This window comes from Amaricoccus sp., from assembly GCF_017995835.1.
GTDB lineage: Bacteria > Pseudomonadota > Alphaproteobacteria > Rhodobacterales > Rhodobacteraceae > Amaricoccus.
This window is the reverse complement of record NZ_JAGOID010000083.1, coordinates 1-14,023: the sequence shown is the minus strand read 5'-3', so window position 1 is coordinate 14,023 and position 14,023 is coordinate 1. Positions and strand designations below refer to the sequence as shown.

Here is a 14,023-nt window from a genome sequence, read left to right as displayed (position 1 = left end):
CCACCAGCGGCCGGACTCGGGACTGCAAATCATGGGCGAGCACTGCGTGCGGGTGCACCCCAATCTCCTCGTCATTCCGGGCACGAAGCTCGAGCAGGTAAAGACGGTGCTGAGCCAGCCGCCGCTGCTCGGGCAGGTTCGCGGCTTCGTGCGCCGACACGGCATCGCGACGCGGGCAGGGGCCGACACGGCCGGCTCGGCCGACGTGGTGGCGAAGACCAATGATCCGTCGCTCGCGGCGCTGGCCTCGGAACTCGCGGGCGAGATCTACGGGCTCGAGGTGCTGGCGCGCCACATCGAGGACCGGGCCGACAACACCACGCGCTTTCTCGTCATGTCGCCCCAGCCGCGGCCGGCGCCGACGGCGGGGGCGCTCACCACCTTCGTCTTCCGGGTGCGCAACATTCCGGCCGCGCTCTACAAGGCGATGGGCGGCTTCGCGACGAACGGCGTCAACATGACCAAGCTCGAAAGCTACATGGTCGACGGTCTGTTCACCGCGACGCAGTTCTACGCCGACATCGAGGGGCACCCCGACGAGCCGCGCGTCCGCCGCGCGATGGACGAGCTCGCCTACTTCACCACCCACTTGCAGGTCCTCGGCGTCTACACCCGCAGCGGCGCCCGCCCGTCGGCGCCCGTCGGCGAGTGATACCGGCGGGCTCATGGAACGACTCGCGGACCTTTTTTGACCCTTGGCACTTTTATCGTGTGTATTCAGATAGTTACCCGGCTATCACGCGTGTTAGCCCGTGTTGCGCCGAGTGGACTGGTAGGCTCGCCGGTATGAGTGGCCCCGGGGACGCGCTGGCGCGTCCCCGGGGCGATCAATGCGACCTCAGCTCCCGATCGCCTTGCAGCCGGACAGGACGGGTTCCTCCGTCGCCTCGTGGTCAGCGACCATGAAGACGAGGAAGCCCTCGTCGCCCTTGGTCCACCACCGGTAGCTCTGCTGTTCGTCGAATGCGATGTAGCGCGCCCCGGACGCCGAGACGCCCTGGCGCATCGGGATGAGCTTGCCCGCCCAGTCCACCACCGCAAGGCTGTCGCCCTGTTCGGGGTTGATGTAGGCGACCTTCATCACCGCGCCGCCCTCGCAGGCGTAGTTGATCGAAAGCGCCGAGGGGAGGTCCTGCGCGGCAACGGGCAGGGCGGCCAGGCAGAGAAGGGCGACGGGGAGGCGGGTCATGGCGGTCTCCGGGAAGGGGGCTGGGCGGGGAAGGCGGCGGTTCAGGTCAGGTTGTCGGCCAGCCAGCGTTCGAGCAGGAAGCGGGCGATCGAGCCGCGGCGGGCCGGGCGGATGTCGGGGTTCTGCCCGGTCAGGCCCGCGAGCACATCCTCGCGACTGACCCAGCGCGCGTCCTCGAGTTCGGCCGGGTCGCGGCGGATCTCGCGGGTGAGCGCCAGGCCCCGACAGCCGAGCATCAGCGAGGACGGGAAGGGCCAGGGCTGGCTGGAGAGGTAGTCGACTGCGCCGACACGCACGCCCGCCTCCTCCCAGACCTCGCGGCGCACCGCGCCCTCGATCGACTCGCCGGGCTCCATGAAGCCGGCGAGGAGCGAGTACATGCCGGGCGGCCAGGCGGCGGCGCGGCCGAGCAGCACGTCCTCGCCATGGGTGATCAGCATGATCACCACCGGGTCGGTGCGCGGGAAGTGCTGGGCGCCGCAGACGGGGCAGACGCGCTTCCAGCCGGCCTCGGCGGCTTCGGACGCCGCCCCGCAGGCGGCGCAGAAGCCGTGCGTGCCGTGCCAGCCGAGAATGCCCTTTGCCGCCGCGGCGACGCCCGCGTCCTCGGCCCCGAGCCCGCCCATCACCGCGCGCAGGTCGGCGAAGACGAGGTGCGGCGGCAGGGCCGGGTGGCCGGTGCGGCTGTCGTCCAGAAAGCCGCCCGCGGTCGGCAAGTCCGGAGGCCCTTCCCAGCCGGCGAGCTCGCGGGCGAAGCGCGGCCGCCCGTCGAGCATCCCGAGGAACACCGTCTCGCCGGGCTCGCCGTCGAACACCTCGTGCGCGGTCGACGCCCAGCCGAGCGTCATGCCATCCGAGACGTCGAACAGCGGCCGGCCGCGCCAGACCGGCAGCGCGCGCGCCTCCGGGTCGGCCGCGAGCGCCGCCTGCATCGCGGGATCGCCGCGCAGGTGCGCCGCGCGGTCGAGCGTGGCGGCGGCGAAGGTTACGGCCTCGGCGTTCCTCATGGGGCCTCGCTGTCCTACAGGGCGGCGACATTGCCGCAGCGCCGCGGCGGGAGCAATCTGCCGCACGCAAGGAGGAGACCGATGCCGAAGGTCGACATCGTCGGAGCCGGGATCAACGGGCTTCGCGTCGCCCGAGCCTCGCTCCGGCGGGCTTCGAGGCGGCTACCAGCGCAGGACGCGGCGGCCGAGCAGCCATCCGGTCGCGGTCATCGCGAGGAGCGCGACGGCGTACCAGACCCCCCAGAACATCGGGCTGTCGTCGGTGCAGTAGAGCGCGTAGACGCACGCCCCCGCCGAGCCGGCGAGGAGGCCGCCGACGGCCCCCGCGAGGCCGGGCCGCGCCGGCGCCCCGCGCCGCAGCGCCCCCAGGGTCGCGACGAGGATCGGCAGGCCGATCGCCCCGATGCCGGCGAAGCAGGGCAGGATCCCGTGGCCGGCGACCCGCGTCGGCCAGAGCGCGACCGGCGTCCCGGCCGCTGTCGCCCAGAACGCCGCGACCGCGAGCGCCGGGGCGGCGAGCAGCGCCCAGCCCCAGCCGCCGGGCGCGGCAACCTCCGGCCGCGCCAGCCGCAGGCTCGCGCCGAAGGCGGCGAGCGCCGAGGCGACGACGAAAAGCTGCTTCAGGGCGGGATCGGGCCGCATCAGCGCGGCGCCGAGATCGGGTCGCGGGCCGATCGCGAGGAGAAAGAGCCCCCCCGCGGCGACGGTGGCGGCGAGCACGGCCGCGAGCAGCGCCCGCCACATCGGTCGGACCGGGCCGGCGTCGGCGGCCATCGCGCGGACGAGGGCCTCGGTCCTCATTCGACCATCTCCCGGCGCAGCGACGCGAGACGGCGCAGCGCGCGGTGGAGCGCCACGCGGACGGCGCCCTCGCTCATCCCGAGCGAGGCCCCCACCTCGGGAACGCTCGCGCCGTCGAGCCCGATCGCCCGCACGATCCGGGCGGAGCGCGGATCGAGCCGGGCGATCATCCGCTCGGCGTCGGCGCGCTCGGTCGGGTCGGGCTCCGGCTCGGCCGCGAGCGCCCCGGCGAAGTCGTCGATGTCGACATGGACGCGGGCGCCCCGGGCGCGGAAGGTGTCGACGACCTTGTGGCGCACGATCGCGAACAGCCACGGCCTGAGCGGCGCGTCCTCGCGCCAGGTCCGGCGCTTGTCGTGAATTGCGAGCAGGGTCTCCTGCACCACGTCCTCGCATGTCTCCGGGCCGAGGCCGCCCCCGCGCGCCCGCGCCACGGCGCGGATGATCGGGGTCACCGCCGTCAGGAAGGCCCCGTAGGCGCGGGCGTCGCCGCGATTGGCGGCGCGCAGCAGATCCTCGAGCGGCGGGTCGGCGTGCCGGCCCATGTCGTCTCCAATTCGGCGCGGCTGGCGGATACGTTACGCCGCCTTCAGCCCCGCCGGGGATACTGGACCCGCGGGCGGCCGCGCGCCACCTTGGGCGTGCGCCCGGTAGGTGCAGGACGGGGGAAAGCGGAGGATACATGACGGCGGCGCGCGACAGCCTCAAGCATCGGGTCGGACGCTATCTCGTCGAGAAGCTCGAACGGCAGTCGCCCGGCTTCCGGCCCTATGCCTACGGCGACCCCGCGGCGCTCAGGCGCGCGCTGCGTCCGGCCGACGTGCTGCTCGTCGAGGGCTCGACCCGCGTGTCGATCGCAATCAAGTATCTCACGCAGTCGACCTGGTCGCATTCCGCGCTCTATGTCGGAGACGCGCTCGGGGACGGGGGCGAGGATCCGCGCTGCCTCATCGAGGCCAATATCGGCGAGGGCGTGATCGCCTCGCCGCTGAGCAAGTACGATCACGCCCATGTGCGCATCTGTCGCCCGAAGAACCTCTCGAAGGAGGACCGCGCCCGCGTGATCGACTTCATGGTCGGGAGCATCGGCAAGAGCTACGACGCCAAGAACGTCGCCGACCTCGCCCGCTTCCTCATGCCGATGCCGCCGGTGCCGATTCGCTGGCGGCGGCAGATGCTCGCCCTCGGCGCCGGCGACCCGACGCGGGCGATCTGCTCGACCCTGATCGCAGAGGCGTTCGAGCGCGTGCGCTATCCGATCCTGCCGCGGATCACCCGCGAGCTGCGCCACGACGCCGCGGCCCAGTTCCAGCGCCGCGAAATCCTGCACATCCGGCACCATTCCCTGTTCGCGCCGCGCGACTTCGACATCTCGCCCTACTTCGAGATCGTGAAGCCGACGCTCAAGGCCGGGTTCGACTACCGCCGGCTGCACTGGTCGGACGCGAGCGAGGATGTGACTTCTCGCGCACAAGGGACACAAGGGAATTGATCCGTGGTCACTCGGGCACTATGTGACGAGCCTGGACAAGCATGCACATTCGGCCAGCGCATGGCGGCTATGTGGAATCGACAGACCCGGAACCGTCGCGCTGACGTCATAGTGCGCGCGACACGAGAATGGTGAAGGGCAAGGAAAGGACCGAGCGGAGTGTTCGACTACGTTGATGAGGTTGCGTTCACGAACGACCAGGGCGCCCGTGCGCAGAAGCTGTTCGCAGCAGTCGTTCTGGCGGCGCTGGACGATGCGATCGCCGACGAGAAGAAGTACGGCAACGGCCCCGACGTGATCGCGCGCTGGGCCCGGTCGCGCGACGGCCGCGAGGTCCTGATGTGCGCCGGCATCGACCCCAACGAGCGCACCGTGAAGGGCATGATGGATTTCGTCCGCCGTGGCGTCCGCACCTCGGTGGCCCTGAGCCGCGAGGAGAGCGAGCGGCAGCACGCCCGCAACGAGGCCGAAGCCGCCTGAGTTCCTTCGCCGGTCGCAGGATCTGGAAAGCCCTCCCCTCGGGGAGGGCTTTCTTTCGTCAGGGGTCCTATTCCGCCGCGACCGGACGCGGTTCGACGTTGCTGTAGTTCAGCACGGGCGCCAGCCAGCGCTCGACCTCGGCGACGGTCATGCGCTTGCGCGCCGCGTAGTCCTCGGCCTGGTCGCGCTCGATCTTCGCCACGCCGAAATAGTAGCTCTCCGGGTGCGAGAGATAGAGGCCGGAAACCGATGACCCCGGCCACATGGCGAAGCTCTCGGTAAGCTCAACGCCCGTGGCGGCGGTCGCGTCGAGCAGCCGGAACAGGGTGGCCTTCTCCGTATGGTCGGGCTGCGCCGGATAGCCGGGCGCGGGCCTGATGCCCGCATAGGGCTCGGCGATCAGTTCGGTCGGCGTGTAGGTCTCGTGCGGCGCGTAGCCCCAGAGCTCGCGGCGGACCAGCGCGTGCATCCGCTCGGCGAAGGCCTCGGCGAACCGGTCCGCGAGCGCCTTGACGAGAATCGACGAATAGTCGTCGTGCGCGTTGGCGAAACCCTCGGCGATGGCGATCTCCTGCGGTCCGGCCGTCACCACGAAGCCGCCGACCCAGTCCGCAATTCCCTCGGGCGCCACGAAATCCGCCAACGCCGCGTTCGGGCGGTCGTCGCGCCGGGGGAGTTGCTGGCGCAGGGTGTGCAGGGTGGCGCGCACCGTCGCCCGGCTCTCGTCGTCATAGAGGCGGATGTCGTCGTCGACGCGGTTCGCCGGCCAGAAGCCCACCACTGCGCGCGGATGGAACCAGCGCTCGCCGATGATCCGTTGCAGCATCGCCTGGGCGTCGGCATGGAGCTGCCGCGCCGCGTCCCCCTGCGCCGGGTCGTCGAGGATGGCGGGGAAGCGTCCCTTGAGCTCCCAGGTCTGGAAGAACGGCGTCCAGTCGAAGTAGCTCGCGAGCTCGGCGAGGTCCCAGTCGTCGAAGGATCGCGTGCCGATGAAGCTCGGGGCGTGCGGCGGGTAGGCGGCGAAGTCGGCGCGGAAAGCGTTCGCCCGGGCCGCCGCGAGCGACAGCCGGCGCTTCTCGCGCTCGCCTCGCTCGTGGGCCGCGGCGAGCTTTGCATATTCCGCGCGGACCTCGGCCACGTACGGGGCCTTCTGCTCGGGCGACAGCAGGGTCGACACGACGCCGACGGCGCGGCTCGCGTCGGTGACGTAGACCGCCTGGCCGCGGGCGTAGCGGGGATGGATCTTCACTGCGGTGTGGACCCGGCTCGTCGTCGCACCGCCGATCAGCAGCGGAACCTCGAATCCCTCGCGCTCCATCTCGGCGGCGACGTGGGCCATCTCGTCGAGGGAGGGCGTGATCAGCCCGGACAGGCCGATCGCGTCGACCTTCTCGGCCTTGGCCGTCTCGAGGATCTTCGTCGCCGACGCCATGACCCCGAGGTCGATGATCTCGTAGTTGTTGCAGGCGAGAACGACGCCGACGATGTTCTTGCCGATATCGTGGACGTCGCCCTTCACCGTCGCCATCAGGATGCGCCCGGCGGACTGACGCCCGCCGCCCCCGCCGCCGCCGGCCTTCTCGGCCTCCATGAACGGCAGCAGGTGCGCCACGGCCTGCTTCATCACGCGGGCGGACTTCACCACCTGCGGCAGGAACATCTTGCCGGCGCCGAAGAGGTCGCCGACCACGTTCATGCCGGCCATCAGCGGCCCCTCGATGACGTGCAGCGGCCGCTCGGCCCGCAGCCGCGCCTCCTCGGTGTCCGCGTCGATGAACTCGGTGATCCCGTTCACCAGCGCATGCTCGAGGCGCTTCTCGACCGGCCATTCCCGCCAGGCGAGGTCGCGCTCGCGCCTCTCGGCCCCGCCCGCGCCCCTGAAGCGCTCGGCGATGGCGAGAAGCCGCTCGGTCGCCGTGCCTTCTCCCGCCGGCCGACGGTTCAGCACCACGTCCTCGCAGGCCGCGCGCAGCTCGGGCTCGATGCTCTCGTAAACAGCGAGCTGGCCCGCGTTCACGATCCCCATGTCCATGCCGGCGGCGATGGCGTGGTAGAGGAACACCGCGTGCATCGCCTCGCGCACCGGCTCGTTGCCGCGGAAGCTGAAGCTGAGGTTGGAGACGCCGCCGGAGATGTGGACATGCGGCAGCGTCGCGACGATCTCGCGCGTCGCCTCGATGAAGTCGACGCCGTAGTTGTCGTGCTCCTCGATCCCGGTCGCCACCGCGAAGATGTTCGGGTCGAAGACGATGTCCTCGGGCGGAAAGCCCACCTCGTCCACAAGGATGCGATAGGCGCGCGCGCAGATATCGACCTTGCGCGCCCGCGTGTCGGCCTGGCCCGCCTCGTCGAACGCCATGACCACGACGGCGGCGCCGTACATGCGGCAGAGATTGGCGTGTCGCCGGAACTCCTCCTCGCCCTCCTTGAGCGAGATCGAGTTGACGATGGGCTTGCCCTGCACGCATTTCAGGCCCGCCTCGATCACCTCCCACCTGGAGCTGTCGATCATCACCGGCACGCGGGCGATGTCGGGCTCGGAGGCGACGAGGTTGAGGAACTCGACCATCGCGGCCTTCGAGTCGATCAGGCCCTCGTCCATGTTGACGTCGATGATCTGCGCGCCGTTCTCCACCTGATCGCGGGCGACGTCGAGCGCGGCCGCGTAGTCGGCGTTGGTGACGAGCTTGCGGAACCGCGCCGAGCCGGTGACGTTCGTCCGCTCGCCGACGTTGACGAAGGGGATCTCCGGCGTCTTGACGAAGGGCTCGAGGCCGGAGAGCCGCATCCGCGGGGGGATCGCCGGGACGGGCCGCGGCGGGAAGGCCGCGACCGTCTCGGCGATGGCGCGAATGTGCTCCGGGCTGGTGCCGCAGCAGCCGCCGACGACGTTGAGCAGGCCCTCTCGGGCGAAGCCCTCGATCTGGGCGGCCATGAACTCCGGGCTTTCGTCGTACCGGCCGAAGGCGTTCGGCAGGCCGGCGTTCGGATAGGCGCAGGTGAAGGTGTCGGCGACGCCGGCGATCTCGGCCAGGTGCGCGCGCATGGCGTCGGCGCCGAGCGCGCAGTTGAGGCCGATGGTGAAGGGCCGGGCGTGGCGGACCGAGTGCCAGAAGGCGGTCGGCGTCTGGCCCGAGAGCGTCCGGCCGGAGAGGTCGGTGATGGTGCCCGAGATCATCAGCGGCAGGCGCACGCGCTTCTCGGCGAAGATCTCCTCGCAGGCGAAGATCGCCGCCTTGGCGTTGAGGGTGTCGAAGATGGTCTCGATCAGGATCAGGTCCGCGCCGCCGTCGACGAGGCCGCGGAGCTGCTCGGCGTAGGCGAGGCGCAGGTCGTCGAAGGTGACGGCGCGAAAGCCCGGATCATTGACGTCCGGGCTGATCGAGGCGGTGCGGTTCGTCGGCCCGAGGGCGCCGGCCACCCAGCGCGGCCGGCCATCCTCGGCCGTGGCGCGGTCAAGCGCCTTGCGCACCAGCCGCGCCCCCTGGAGGTTCAGCTCGTAGACCCTGTCCTGCATGCCGTAGTCGGCCTGGGCGATCGACGTCGACGAGAAGGTGTTGGTCTCGACGATGTCGGCGCCGGCGCGGGCGTAGCGGTAGTGGATTTCCTCGATCGCGCCGGGCTGGGTGAGGATCAGGAGGTCGTTGTTGCCCTTCTGCGGATGCCCGTGGCAGGCGCAGGCGCCGTGGCCGGTGAAATCGTCCTCGTCGAGGCCGAGGAGCTGAATCTGCGTCCCCATCGCGCCGTCGAGGACGAGGACACGTTCGCGCGCGGCCGCCTCCAGAGCCGCGGGCAGCGCGCGGAGGCGCGTCGTCGCGCGGGAATCTTGCGGATGAGCCATGGCGGGCGTCGGACCTCCAGCAGACATTCAGGGATAGACTCGATCATAGAGGCAGAGTCGCATGATGTGAAATGGCATTTCCTCAGGATCAAATGACCAGGAGTCATGAGGCGACGTGCCGGACGTCGGGTCACATCAGCCATTGCATCGCGGACATGTCGCTCTCGATGGTCGCGCCCGAGGCGCATGTGAGCCGCACGTTTCCGCCCGGGGTCTCGGCCCGGGCGGTGCAGCCGGCGGGACAGCCGTCGAGCCGGACCGTCGCGTCGAGATGGAAATCGGGCCCCGCCAGGCGCCGCGCTTCCCGGATCGCAGCCGCGAGTCGTCGCGCGAAGCAGACCGCCGCGGGGCAGGGGCGCCCGACACGCGGGCACATCCCGGCGCTCAGGGAGCGATCCGGCTCTCCGGGCGTTCGGTCGCACAGGTCGGTGTCGGGCGCGGCCGCGGCCGTCGGTTTCATGTCGCCTCCTTCCGGGCACGCCCGCCCGGGGTTCGAGTTTCGCGACGGCAGGTCTCCTGGCTTGCGGGTCTCGGCTCGCCCGATCCTTCCCGGCCCCTGACGGACCAGTGGACATGCTCGGGTTCGCTCGCCGCCTACAGTTGCGGGGGCAGCGCCGGACTTGCACCGGCTTCCCTCTTCGCCCGCGCCGACCCGAGGCCGCCGCGGGAACCGTCACCCGGCCACTTTCGCGCCCGGCGTCGTGCGACGCAACCGCAATCGGTCCCGCTGTGGCCGCTCGCCTTTCGAGCACGCGCGTCCCCTCGTCGCGCCCGCGTTAACGATTCAATCCCGACTCTTTTGCTTGGCATATGCGTTGTGCATGCGTCGTGCATAAGGCGTGCATCGAAGGATCCGCCGTAAACCTTTGACGCCGAAGCCTTCAGACGGCGCCCGTATCAGACCTCCCAGGTGATCCGCGACTGGAGGCAGACGGCGCCCTCGGCGTCGAGGGTGCAGACGTCCTCGGCGCCTGCGGGCGCGGGCGTCGCGACGATCCGCGCCGGACCGCCCGCGACGAGCGGGCGGAGTCCGCGGAAGTAGAAGGCGGCCGGCCATGCTCCGCCGCGGCGGAGCCGCGCCGCCTCAAGCACGAGGATCGCCTGCAACCGGCCCTGCGCCACGACGCCCGCATAGCCGGCGTCCCTGGCATGGGCGAGGTCGTAGTGGATGCGCTGGGCGTCGAAGGTCGCGGCGGAGAACCTGAAGAGGCGCACGGCGTCGAGATCCAGCGCCTCCGACCACGCCGCATCGGCCGGCGGGGCGACCGCGATCGCGGCGAAGCGGCCGGGCCGGGGCAGCAGCAGGATGTCCTGGGTCTCGCTGACCGCGAGGCCGCGCGACGTCGAGATCTCGTGGGCGACCGAGACGAGGATCCCGTTGCGCTCGGGGCCGGCGTTCGCCGCCACCGCGACGATCTCCGAGCGCCGGTGCAGGGTCTCGCCGATCAGAAGCTCCCCATGCAGCCGCAGTCGCCCGCCGGCCAGCACGCGCCGCCCGTGGGCAGCCGGCGGCAGCGGCGCGGCGAGACCCTCCCGGCCGTCGGGAGCGAGCGCGGACATCGGCGCTTCGGGCAGGAAGGCCAGCCAGTGCCAGAGCGGCGGCAGCCGCCCGTCCGCAGCGATCTCCGCTTGCGCGCGCGCCGCGGCGTCCATGTCGAGCGCGGCCGCCAGCGCCCGCGCCGACTGCGCCGGAACGCTGTCCTCCGCTTCGACGACCCGGCCGACCCAGTCGGCGTAGGGGCTCGCGTCCGTCATCCCCACCTCCCCGTTGCGTCGTCCTTGCCCTCCCTGCCGCCCGCCGTCAATCGGCCGCGCTTCACGGGTTTCGCGGGAAGGGGGAACGGGAGTGCCTGCGCCCGGAAGGAGACGGCGCGGGCAGGCGTTGACGCCGGCGGCGCCGCTCGGCTTCCACCGCCCAATCAGGGATCCAGCCGGGCCTTCGCGGCGTTGATCATCCCGGCGAGCGCGTCGGAGCCGCCGAGATCGGGGTGGACGCGCTTCATGAGCCGGCGATGCGCCGCGCGGATTTCCTCGGGACTCGCGCCCGGCCCGAGGCCGAGGATCCGCAGCGCCTCGGCCCGCGTCATCTCGCCTTCCGGCGTGGCCGCGCCGGCCTCGGCGCGCCTGTCGGCCCGGGCCCCCGCCGACCCGGCGCGCCGCCGGTCGAGGTAGGCGAGCAGGAGCCCGAGGCTGTCGGCGTCGTCCTCCAGGCTCTCCGCCAGCTCCTGCAACTCCGCGCCGGTCATCTGCGACAGGAAGCGTCCGCTGAACGGACCCGACAGCACCTCGCCGTCCATCTCGCCGGTATCGTGGTCGAGGCTCATCTCCAGAGCGTCGGTGCGCACCGAGGAGCTCTGGCCCGGGGTCGGCGTCGCGCGCGCGGCCGCCGCCGCCGCGCGCAGGAAGCCGAAGGCCGCCGCCGCCGCGGGGGCGGCCAGCGCGAACTGCCGCGCCAGCGCCAGGCCGGCCGCGACGACGAGGAGCGCCCAGCCCGCCGCGGCGCGCCACGGGAACGGCGACGGCGCCCCCCGACCCGCCGCGTAGGCCAGAGCCAGAACGAGTCCGGCGACCAATCCGGCGAGCAGCCCGACGATCACGGCCGCAGATCGACGAGGAGCCGACGCGCCGCTCCGGTGCGCGCGGCCTCCAGAGCGGGCCTGCCGCCCGCGGCGTAGGTCGCCACGGCGCCGAGGAGCGCGCCAAGCTCCCCCGCGGCGCTGCGGTCGAACGGAAGCAGCGCGCCGCCGGTGATGCGGGCGATCTCGCCGAAGGCCCGTCGGGCCGCCGGGTCCGCCCCTTCCAGGAACATGAAGGCCCGGACGCCGCGCAGCCGCAACCGACCGGCCTTCTCCGCCAGGCGGTCGATCTCCTCCTCCATCGCGTCGCCGACATAGGCGAGCGCCGCGACGGGTCGGCGGGCGGCGGCGCGGTCGACATGATCGAGCACGCGGCCGATCTGGGTCAGCCCGCCGCGGCAGTCGATGCCCGACATCACCCGCGAGAGCGCCGCCGCGTCGCGGACCCAAGGCGAGGCGCGGGCCTCGCCGAGGCCGCGGAAATAGACGAGCTGGACCTCGAGCCCGCCGGCCCGGCGGGCCGCCTCGAACATTCCGCCCTGAAGCGTGCAGGCGAGGTCCCAGGTCGGCTGGCGGCTCATCGTGGCGTCGAGCGCGAACGCCAGCCGCCCGCCGCTCGCCTGCGGCGCCATCCGCCCGGCCCGGTCGAGAAAGGCCGCGACCTCGGCGCTGCGGCGCGCGCGTCGATCGATCTCGCTGCCGGCCATCACGTCCTCCCGAGGCAGACTTCGTCACGCGGCGACGGGTTTGCAAGTGAGCTGCAAGGATTTGCAAGCCTGTGGGCTGGACGCCCGGAATCGGCTTTGCTATAGGCCGGCGCGGTGATCCGGCGTAGCTCAGCGGTAGAGCAGTTGACTGTTAATCAATTGGTCGTAGGTTCGATCCCTACCGCCGGAGCCATATATCTTGCCCATACCGCTACGCTCGCGGGCAAGATCATGAATGATCCCAATAAAATCAACGCGCTATCTTAAACGCGTGGTTGATCATTCACCCGTGCAGACCCGACAACACGTTTGACTTAGCGGTCAAAAATCGGTCAAACGCAGGGGTTGCTCATGCCGCATACCAAGATCACGCAGGCCTATGTTGACGGCCTGCCCTATCAGGACTCCGGGACGCTGTGGGTTCATGATACCGAACTCGCAGGGTTCAACCTGTCCATCGGCCAGCGCACGAAAACCTACTACGCCGCAGGTGAGCATGGGAGCCGGTTCATCCGCGTGAAGATCGGCCGCGCCGATGTGACGAAGGCGAACGAGGCGCGCGCCGTCGCGCGTGACGTGCTCCTGCCGGAAATCCGTCGCGGCGTCGATCCTCGCGCGAAGCAGCTATCCGACGACGACCAGGCCTATGCGCGCATCCTCGCTGGCATCCGCGAGGCCCGTCCCGAAGACCTGTCAGACCCGATGGCGCGGCGCATCATTCGCGGCAAGGCGAAGCGGCGCGCGGACGAACTGACGGTCGGCCAGGTCTGGGCGATGTATGAGGAGTATAAGCGCGCCTCGATCCTTGAGGAGCAAGGCCCGGAGAAGGCACGTCGGGCGGAAACCCATATCACCCAGCAGCGGCGCTATCTCGGGGGCGCAGAGACCTACGGCAAAGACGGCCCCTATGCCTCCTCGCTCGAATGGCCGAAAGGCTGGTGGGATCGCCCCATCACGGACATCACCCCGGAACTCTGCGCGACGACATGGCGCAACCTGAACCGCACGCGCGGGCGCAGGACTGCCCAGATGTTCTTCATGGCCATCCAGGTGCTGTTCAACTACGCGGTGGCGAAGAAGGAAGTGCCTGTCACGTCGCACCCGATGGTGATTGACGCCGCAGGCGATGGCATCGGCCTGCCGAAGGGCTGGCAGACCCTGCGCGCCCAGAACGAAGTCGAACGCATCTCGGACCTTCGCGCGTGGTGGCGGCAGGTGGACAAGATGACGGTCATCCCGAAGTCGGCGCTCAAGGTTGCGCTCCTGACCGGGATGCGCCCGACAGAAGTCCTTGCGATGAAATGGGGGAACGTGGACCTCGACGCGGGCAAGGTCTGGTTCGGGATGACCAAGACGACCGATTACCGGGAGGTTGCCTTGTCGTCGTGGTCAGTCGCGCAGCTTCGCCGCCTTGAGGCAATGACCGGGCGGCACGAGTTTGTCTTCACGGGTCCGACTGGCGGGCGGCTGCTATCCCTGCCGAACGTCACGCGGGGCAAGGATCATTGGACGCCGAAACAGTGCCGCAAGGAGTGGCAGACGGTCGCGGTCGAGATAGGGATTGGCGACACGCAGCGCCGCGCGCAGGTGGGCAAAGGTCTCGGCGGTACGGATGGGCACTACGTCGTGACCCCGGACCTGCGTTCAGTCGTTCAGCAGGTCGCGGACGAGATCATGCGGCGCGTTGAAGGCGCCGTCTGACGAAGACCTTGGTGTCAGCGTCGATGATGCCTTCGACCTCGTGCCCGTCGTGGCGATAGATCATTTCCAGGTCGAGACGGCGGCACAGTTCGACGGCAACCTGCTTGATCAGCGACAACCATCGTGTCCGGCGCCGACAACTAGGTTGGCCGCCGGCTCCAGCCGGAGGGCGGGCGTAGCCCGTCCGGAGGCTGGAGCCGGCGGCGCGATCGTCCCCCTTGGGGGTGAT

Annotated in this window: 14 protein-coding genes, 1 tRNA gene and 1 riboswitch; of the genes, 5 read left to right on the top strand and 10 right to left on the bottom strand. The window is 70.7% G+C overall.

Features of this window, described 5'->3' with window-relative positions; all coding sequences use genetic code 11:
• Positions 1-652 (top strand): prephenate dehydratase domain-containing protein (locus KBA23_RS12470; RefSeq protein ID WP_290741402.1); only part of this gene is annotated, 652 nt, incomplete at its 5' end.
• 186 nt (positions 653-838) lie between these two features.
• Here KBA23_RS12470 and KBA23_RS12465 read toward each other — a convergent pair.
• From KBA23_RS12465 to KBA23_RS12450, 4 genes are all read right to left on the bottom strand, one after another.
• The gene (locus KBA23_RS12465) at positions 839-1,189 is read right to left on the bottom strand and encodes an MliC family protein (protein WP_290741400.1); all 351 of its coding nucleotides are present in this window, start codon (positions 1,187-1,189) and stop codon (positions 839-841) included.
• A gap of 41 nt (positions 1,190-1,230) precedes the next feature.
• Positions 1,231-2,196 carry an NAD(+) diphosphatase gene (gene nudC / locus KBA23_RS12460; protein ID WP_290741398.1) on the bottom strand — a complete coding sequence of 322 codons (966 nt, stop codon included), beginning with the start codon at positions 2,194-2,196 and terminating at the stop codon, positions 1,231-1,233.
• Between the two features lie 162 nt (positions 2,197-2,358).
• Positions 2,359-2,997, bottom strand: a complete 639-nt coding sequence (locus KBA23_RS12455) for a DUF1109 domain-containing protein (protein WP_290741397.1) — start codon at positions 2,995-2,997, stop codon at positions 2,359-2,361.
• Positions 2,994-3,542 carry a sigma-70 family RNA polymerase sigma factor gene (locus KBA23_RS12450; protein WP_290741395.1) on the bottom strand — a complete coding sequence of 183 codons (549 nt, stop codon included), beginning with the start codon at positions 3,540-3,542 and terminating at the stop codon, positions 2,994-2,996. The genes KBA23_RS12455 and KBA23_RS12450 overlap by 4 nt, the downstream gene beginning before the upstream one ends.
• Positions 3,543-3,679: 137 nt before the next feature.
• Between KBA23_RS12450 and KBA23_RS12445 the strand changes: the two genes are divergently transcribed.
• Together KBA23_RS12445 and KBA23_RS12440 are read left to right on the top strand one after the other, a co-directional pair.
• A complete protein-coding gene (locus KBA23_RS12445; RefSeq protein WP_290741393.1) occupies positions 3,680-4,489 on the top strand; it encodes a YiiX/YebB-like N1pC/P60 family cysteine hydrolase in 810 nt (269 codons plus the stop codon).
• A 159-nt stretch (positions 4,490-4,648) separates the two neighbouring features.
• Complete coding sequence (locus KBA23_RS12440; protein ID WP_290741392.1) at positions 4,649-4,969, top strand: DUF6280 family protein; 321 nt, start codon at positions 4,649-4,651, stop codon at positions 4,967-4,969.
• Positions 4,970-5,036: 67 nt separating this feature from the next.
• Here KBA23_RS12440 and metH read toward each other — a convergent pair whose 3' ends face one another.
• From metH to KBA23_RS12415, 5 genes are all read right to left on the bottom strand, one after another.
• Positions 5,037-8,810 (bottom strand): methionine synthase, encoded by a 3,774-nt coding sequence (gene metH, locus KBA23_RS12435; RefSeq protein WP_290741390.1) that lies wholly within the window; start codon positions 8,808-8,810, stop codon positions 5,037-5,039.
• Positions 8,811-8,940: 130 nt separating this feature from the next.
• On the bottom strand, positions 8,941-9,270 hold the full coding sequence (locus tag KBA23_RS12430; RefSeq protein WP_290741388.1) for a hypothetical protein: 330 nt from the start codon (positions 9,268-9,270) through the stop codon (positions 8,941-8,943).
• A 28-nt stretch (positions 9,271-9,298) separates the two neighbouring features.
• A riboswitch (cobalamin riboswitch) is annotated at positions 9,299-9,500 on the bottom strand.
• Positions 9,501-9,707: 207 nt separating this feature from the next.
• On the bottom strand, positions 9,708-10,565 hold the full coding sequence (locus tag KBA23_RS12425) for a hypothetical protein (protein WP_290741386.1): 858 nt from the start codon (positions 10,563-10,565) through the stop codon (positions 9,708-9,710).
• Between the two features lie 164 nt (positions 10,566-10,729).
• Complete coding sequence (locus KBA23_RS12420; RefSeq protein WP_290741384.1) at positions 10,730-11,407, bottom strand: molecular chaperone DnaJ; 678 nt, start codon at positions 11,405-11,407, stop codon at positions 10,730-10,732.
• Positions 11,404-12,093: a VWA domain-containing protein gene (locus tag KBA23_RS12415; protein ID WP_290741382.1), complete on the bottom strand. Its 690-nt coding sequence runs from the start codon at positions 12,091-12,093 to the stop codon at positions 11,404-11,406. The genes KBA23_RS12420 and KBA23_RS12415 overlap by 4 nt, the downstream gene beginning before the upstream one ends.
• 118 nt (positions 12,094-12,211) lie before the next feature.
• Here KBA23_RS12415 and KBA23_RS12410 point away from each other — a divergent pair.
• Both KBA23_RS12410 and KBA23_RS12405 read left to right on the top strand, forming a co-directional pair.
• Positions 12,212-12,286 (top strand) — tRNA-Asn (locus KBA23_RS12410).
• A gap of 158 nt (positions 12,287-12,444) precedes the next feature.
• The gene (locus tag KBA23_RS12405; protein WP_290741380.1) at positions 12,445-13,794 is read left to right on the top strand and encodes a tyrosine-type recombinase/integrase; all 1,350 of its coding nucleotides are present in this window, start codon (positions 12,445-12,447) and stop codon (positions 13,792-13,794) included.
• Here the strand turns inward: KBA23_RS12405 and KBA23_RS12400 are convergent.
• On the bottom strand, positions 13,766-14,023 hold a 258-nt coding region (locus tag KBA23_RS12400; RefSeq protein ID WP_290741378.1), incomplete at its 5' end, for a hypothetical protein. The genes KBA23_RS12405 and KBA23_RS12400 overlap by 29 nt on opposite strands.

Excerpts from the sequence above, each read along its gene's own strand:
- KBA23_RS12465 (WP_290741400.1), bottom strand. The coding sequence starts at position 1,189 with ATGACCCGCCTCCCCGTCGCCCTTCTCTGCCTGGCCGCCCTGCCCGTT.
- KBA23_RS12445 (WP_290741393.1), top strand. The coding sequence starts at position 3,680 with ATGACGGCGGCGCGCGACAGCCTCAAGCATCGGGTCGGACGCTATCTC.
- KBA23_RS12405 (WP_290741380.1), top strand. The coding sequence starts at position 12,445 with ATGCCGCATACCAAGATCACGCAGGCCTATGTTGACGGCCTGCCCTAT.
- nudC (WP_290741398.1), bottom strand. The coding sequence starts at position 2,196 with ATGAGGAACGCCGAGGCCGTAACCTTCGCCGCCGCCACGCTCGACCGC.
- KBA23_RS12455 (WP_290741397.1), bottom strand. The coding sequence starts at position 2,997 with ATGAGGACCGAGGCCCTCGTCCGCGCGATGGCCGCCGACGCCGGCCCG.
- metH (WP_290741390.1), bottom strand. The coding sequence starts at position 8,810 with ATGGCTCATCCGCAAGATTCCCGCGCGACGACGCGCCTCCGCGCGCTG.
- KBA23_RS12450 (WP_290741395.1), bottom strand. The coding sequence starts at position 3,542 with ATGGGCCGGCACGCCGACCCGCCGCTCGAGGATCTGCTGCGCGCCGCC.
- KBA23_RS12430 (WP_290741388.1), bottom strand. The coding sequence starts at position 9,270 with ATGAAACCGACGGCCGCGGCCGCGCCCGACACCGACCTGTGCGACCGA.
- KBA23_RS12415 (WP_290741382.1), bottom strand. The coding sequence starts at position 12,093 with ATGGCCGGCAGCGAGATCGATCGACGCGCGCGCCGCAGCGCCGAGGTC.
- KBA23_RS12425 (WP_290741386.1), bottom strand. The coding sequence starts at position 10,565 with ATGACGGACGCGAGCCCCTACGCCGACTGGGTCGGCCGGGTCGTCGAA.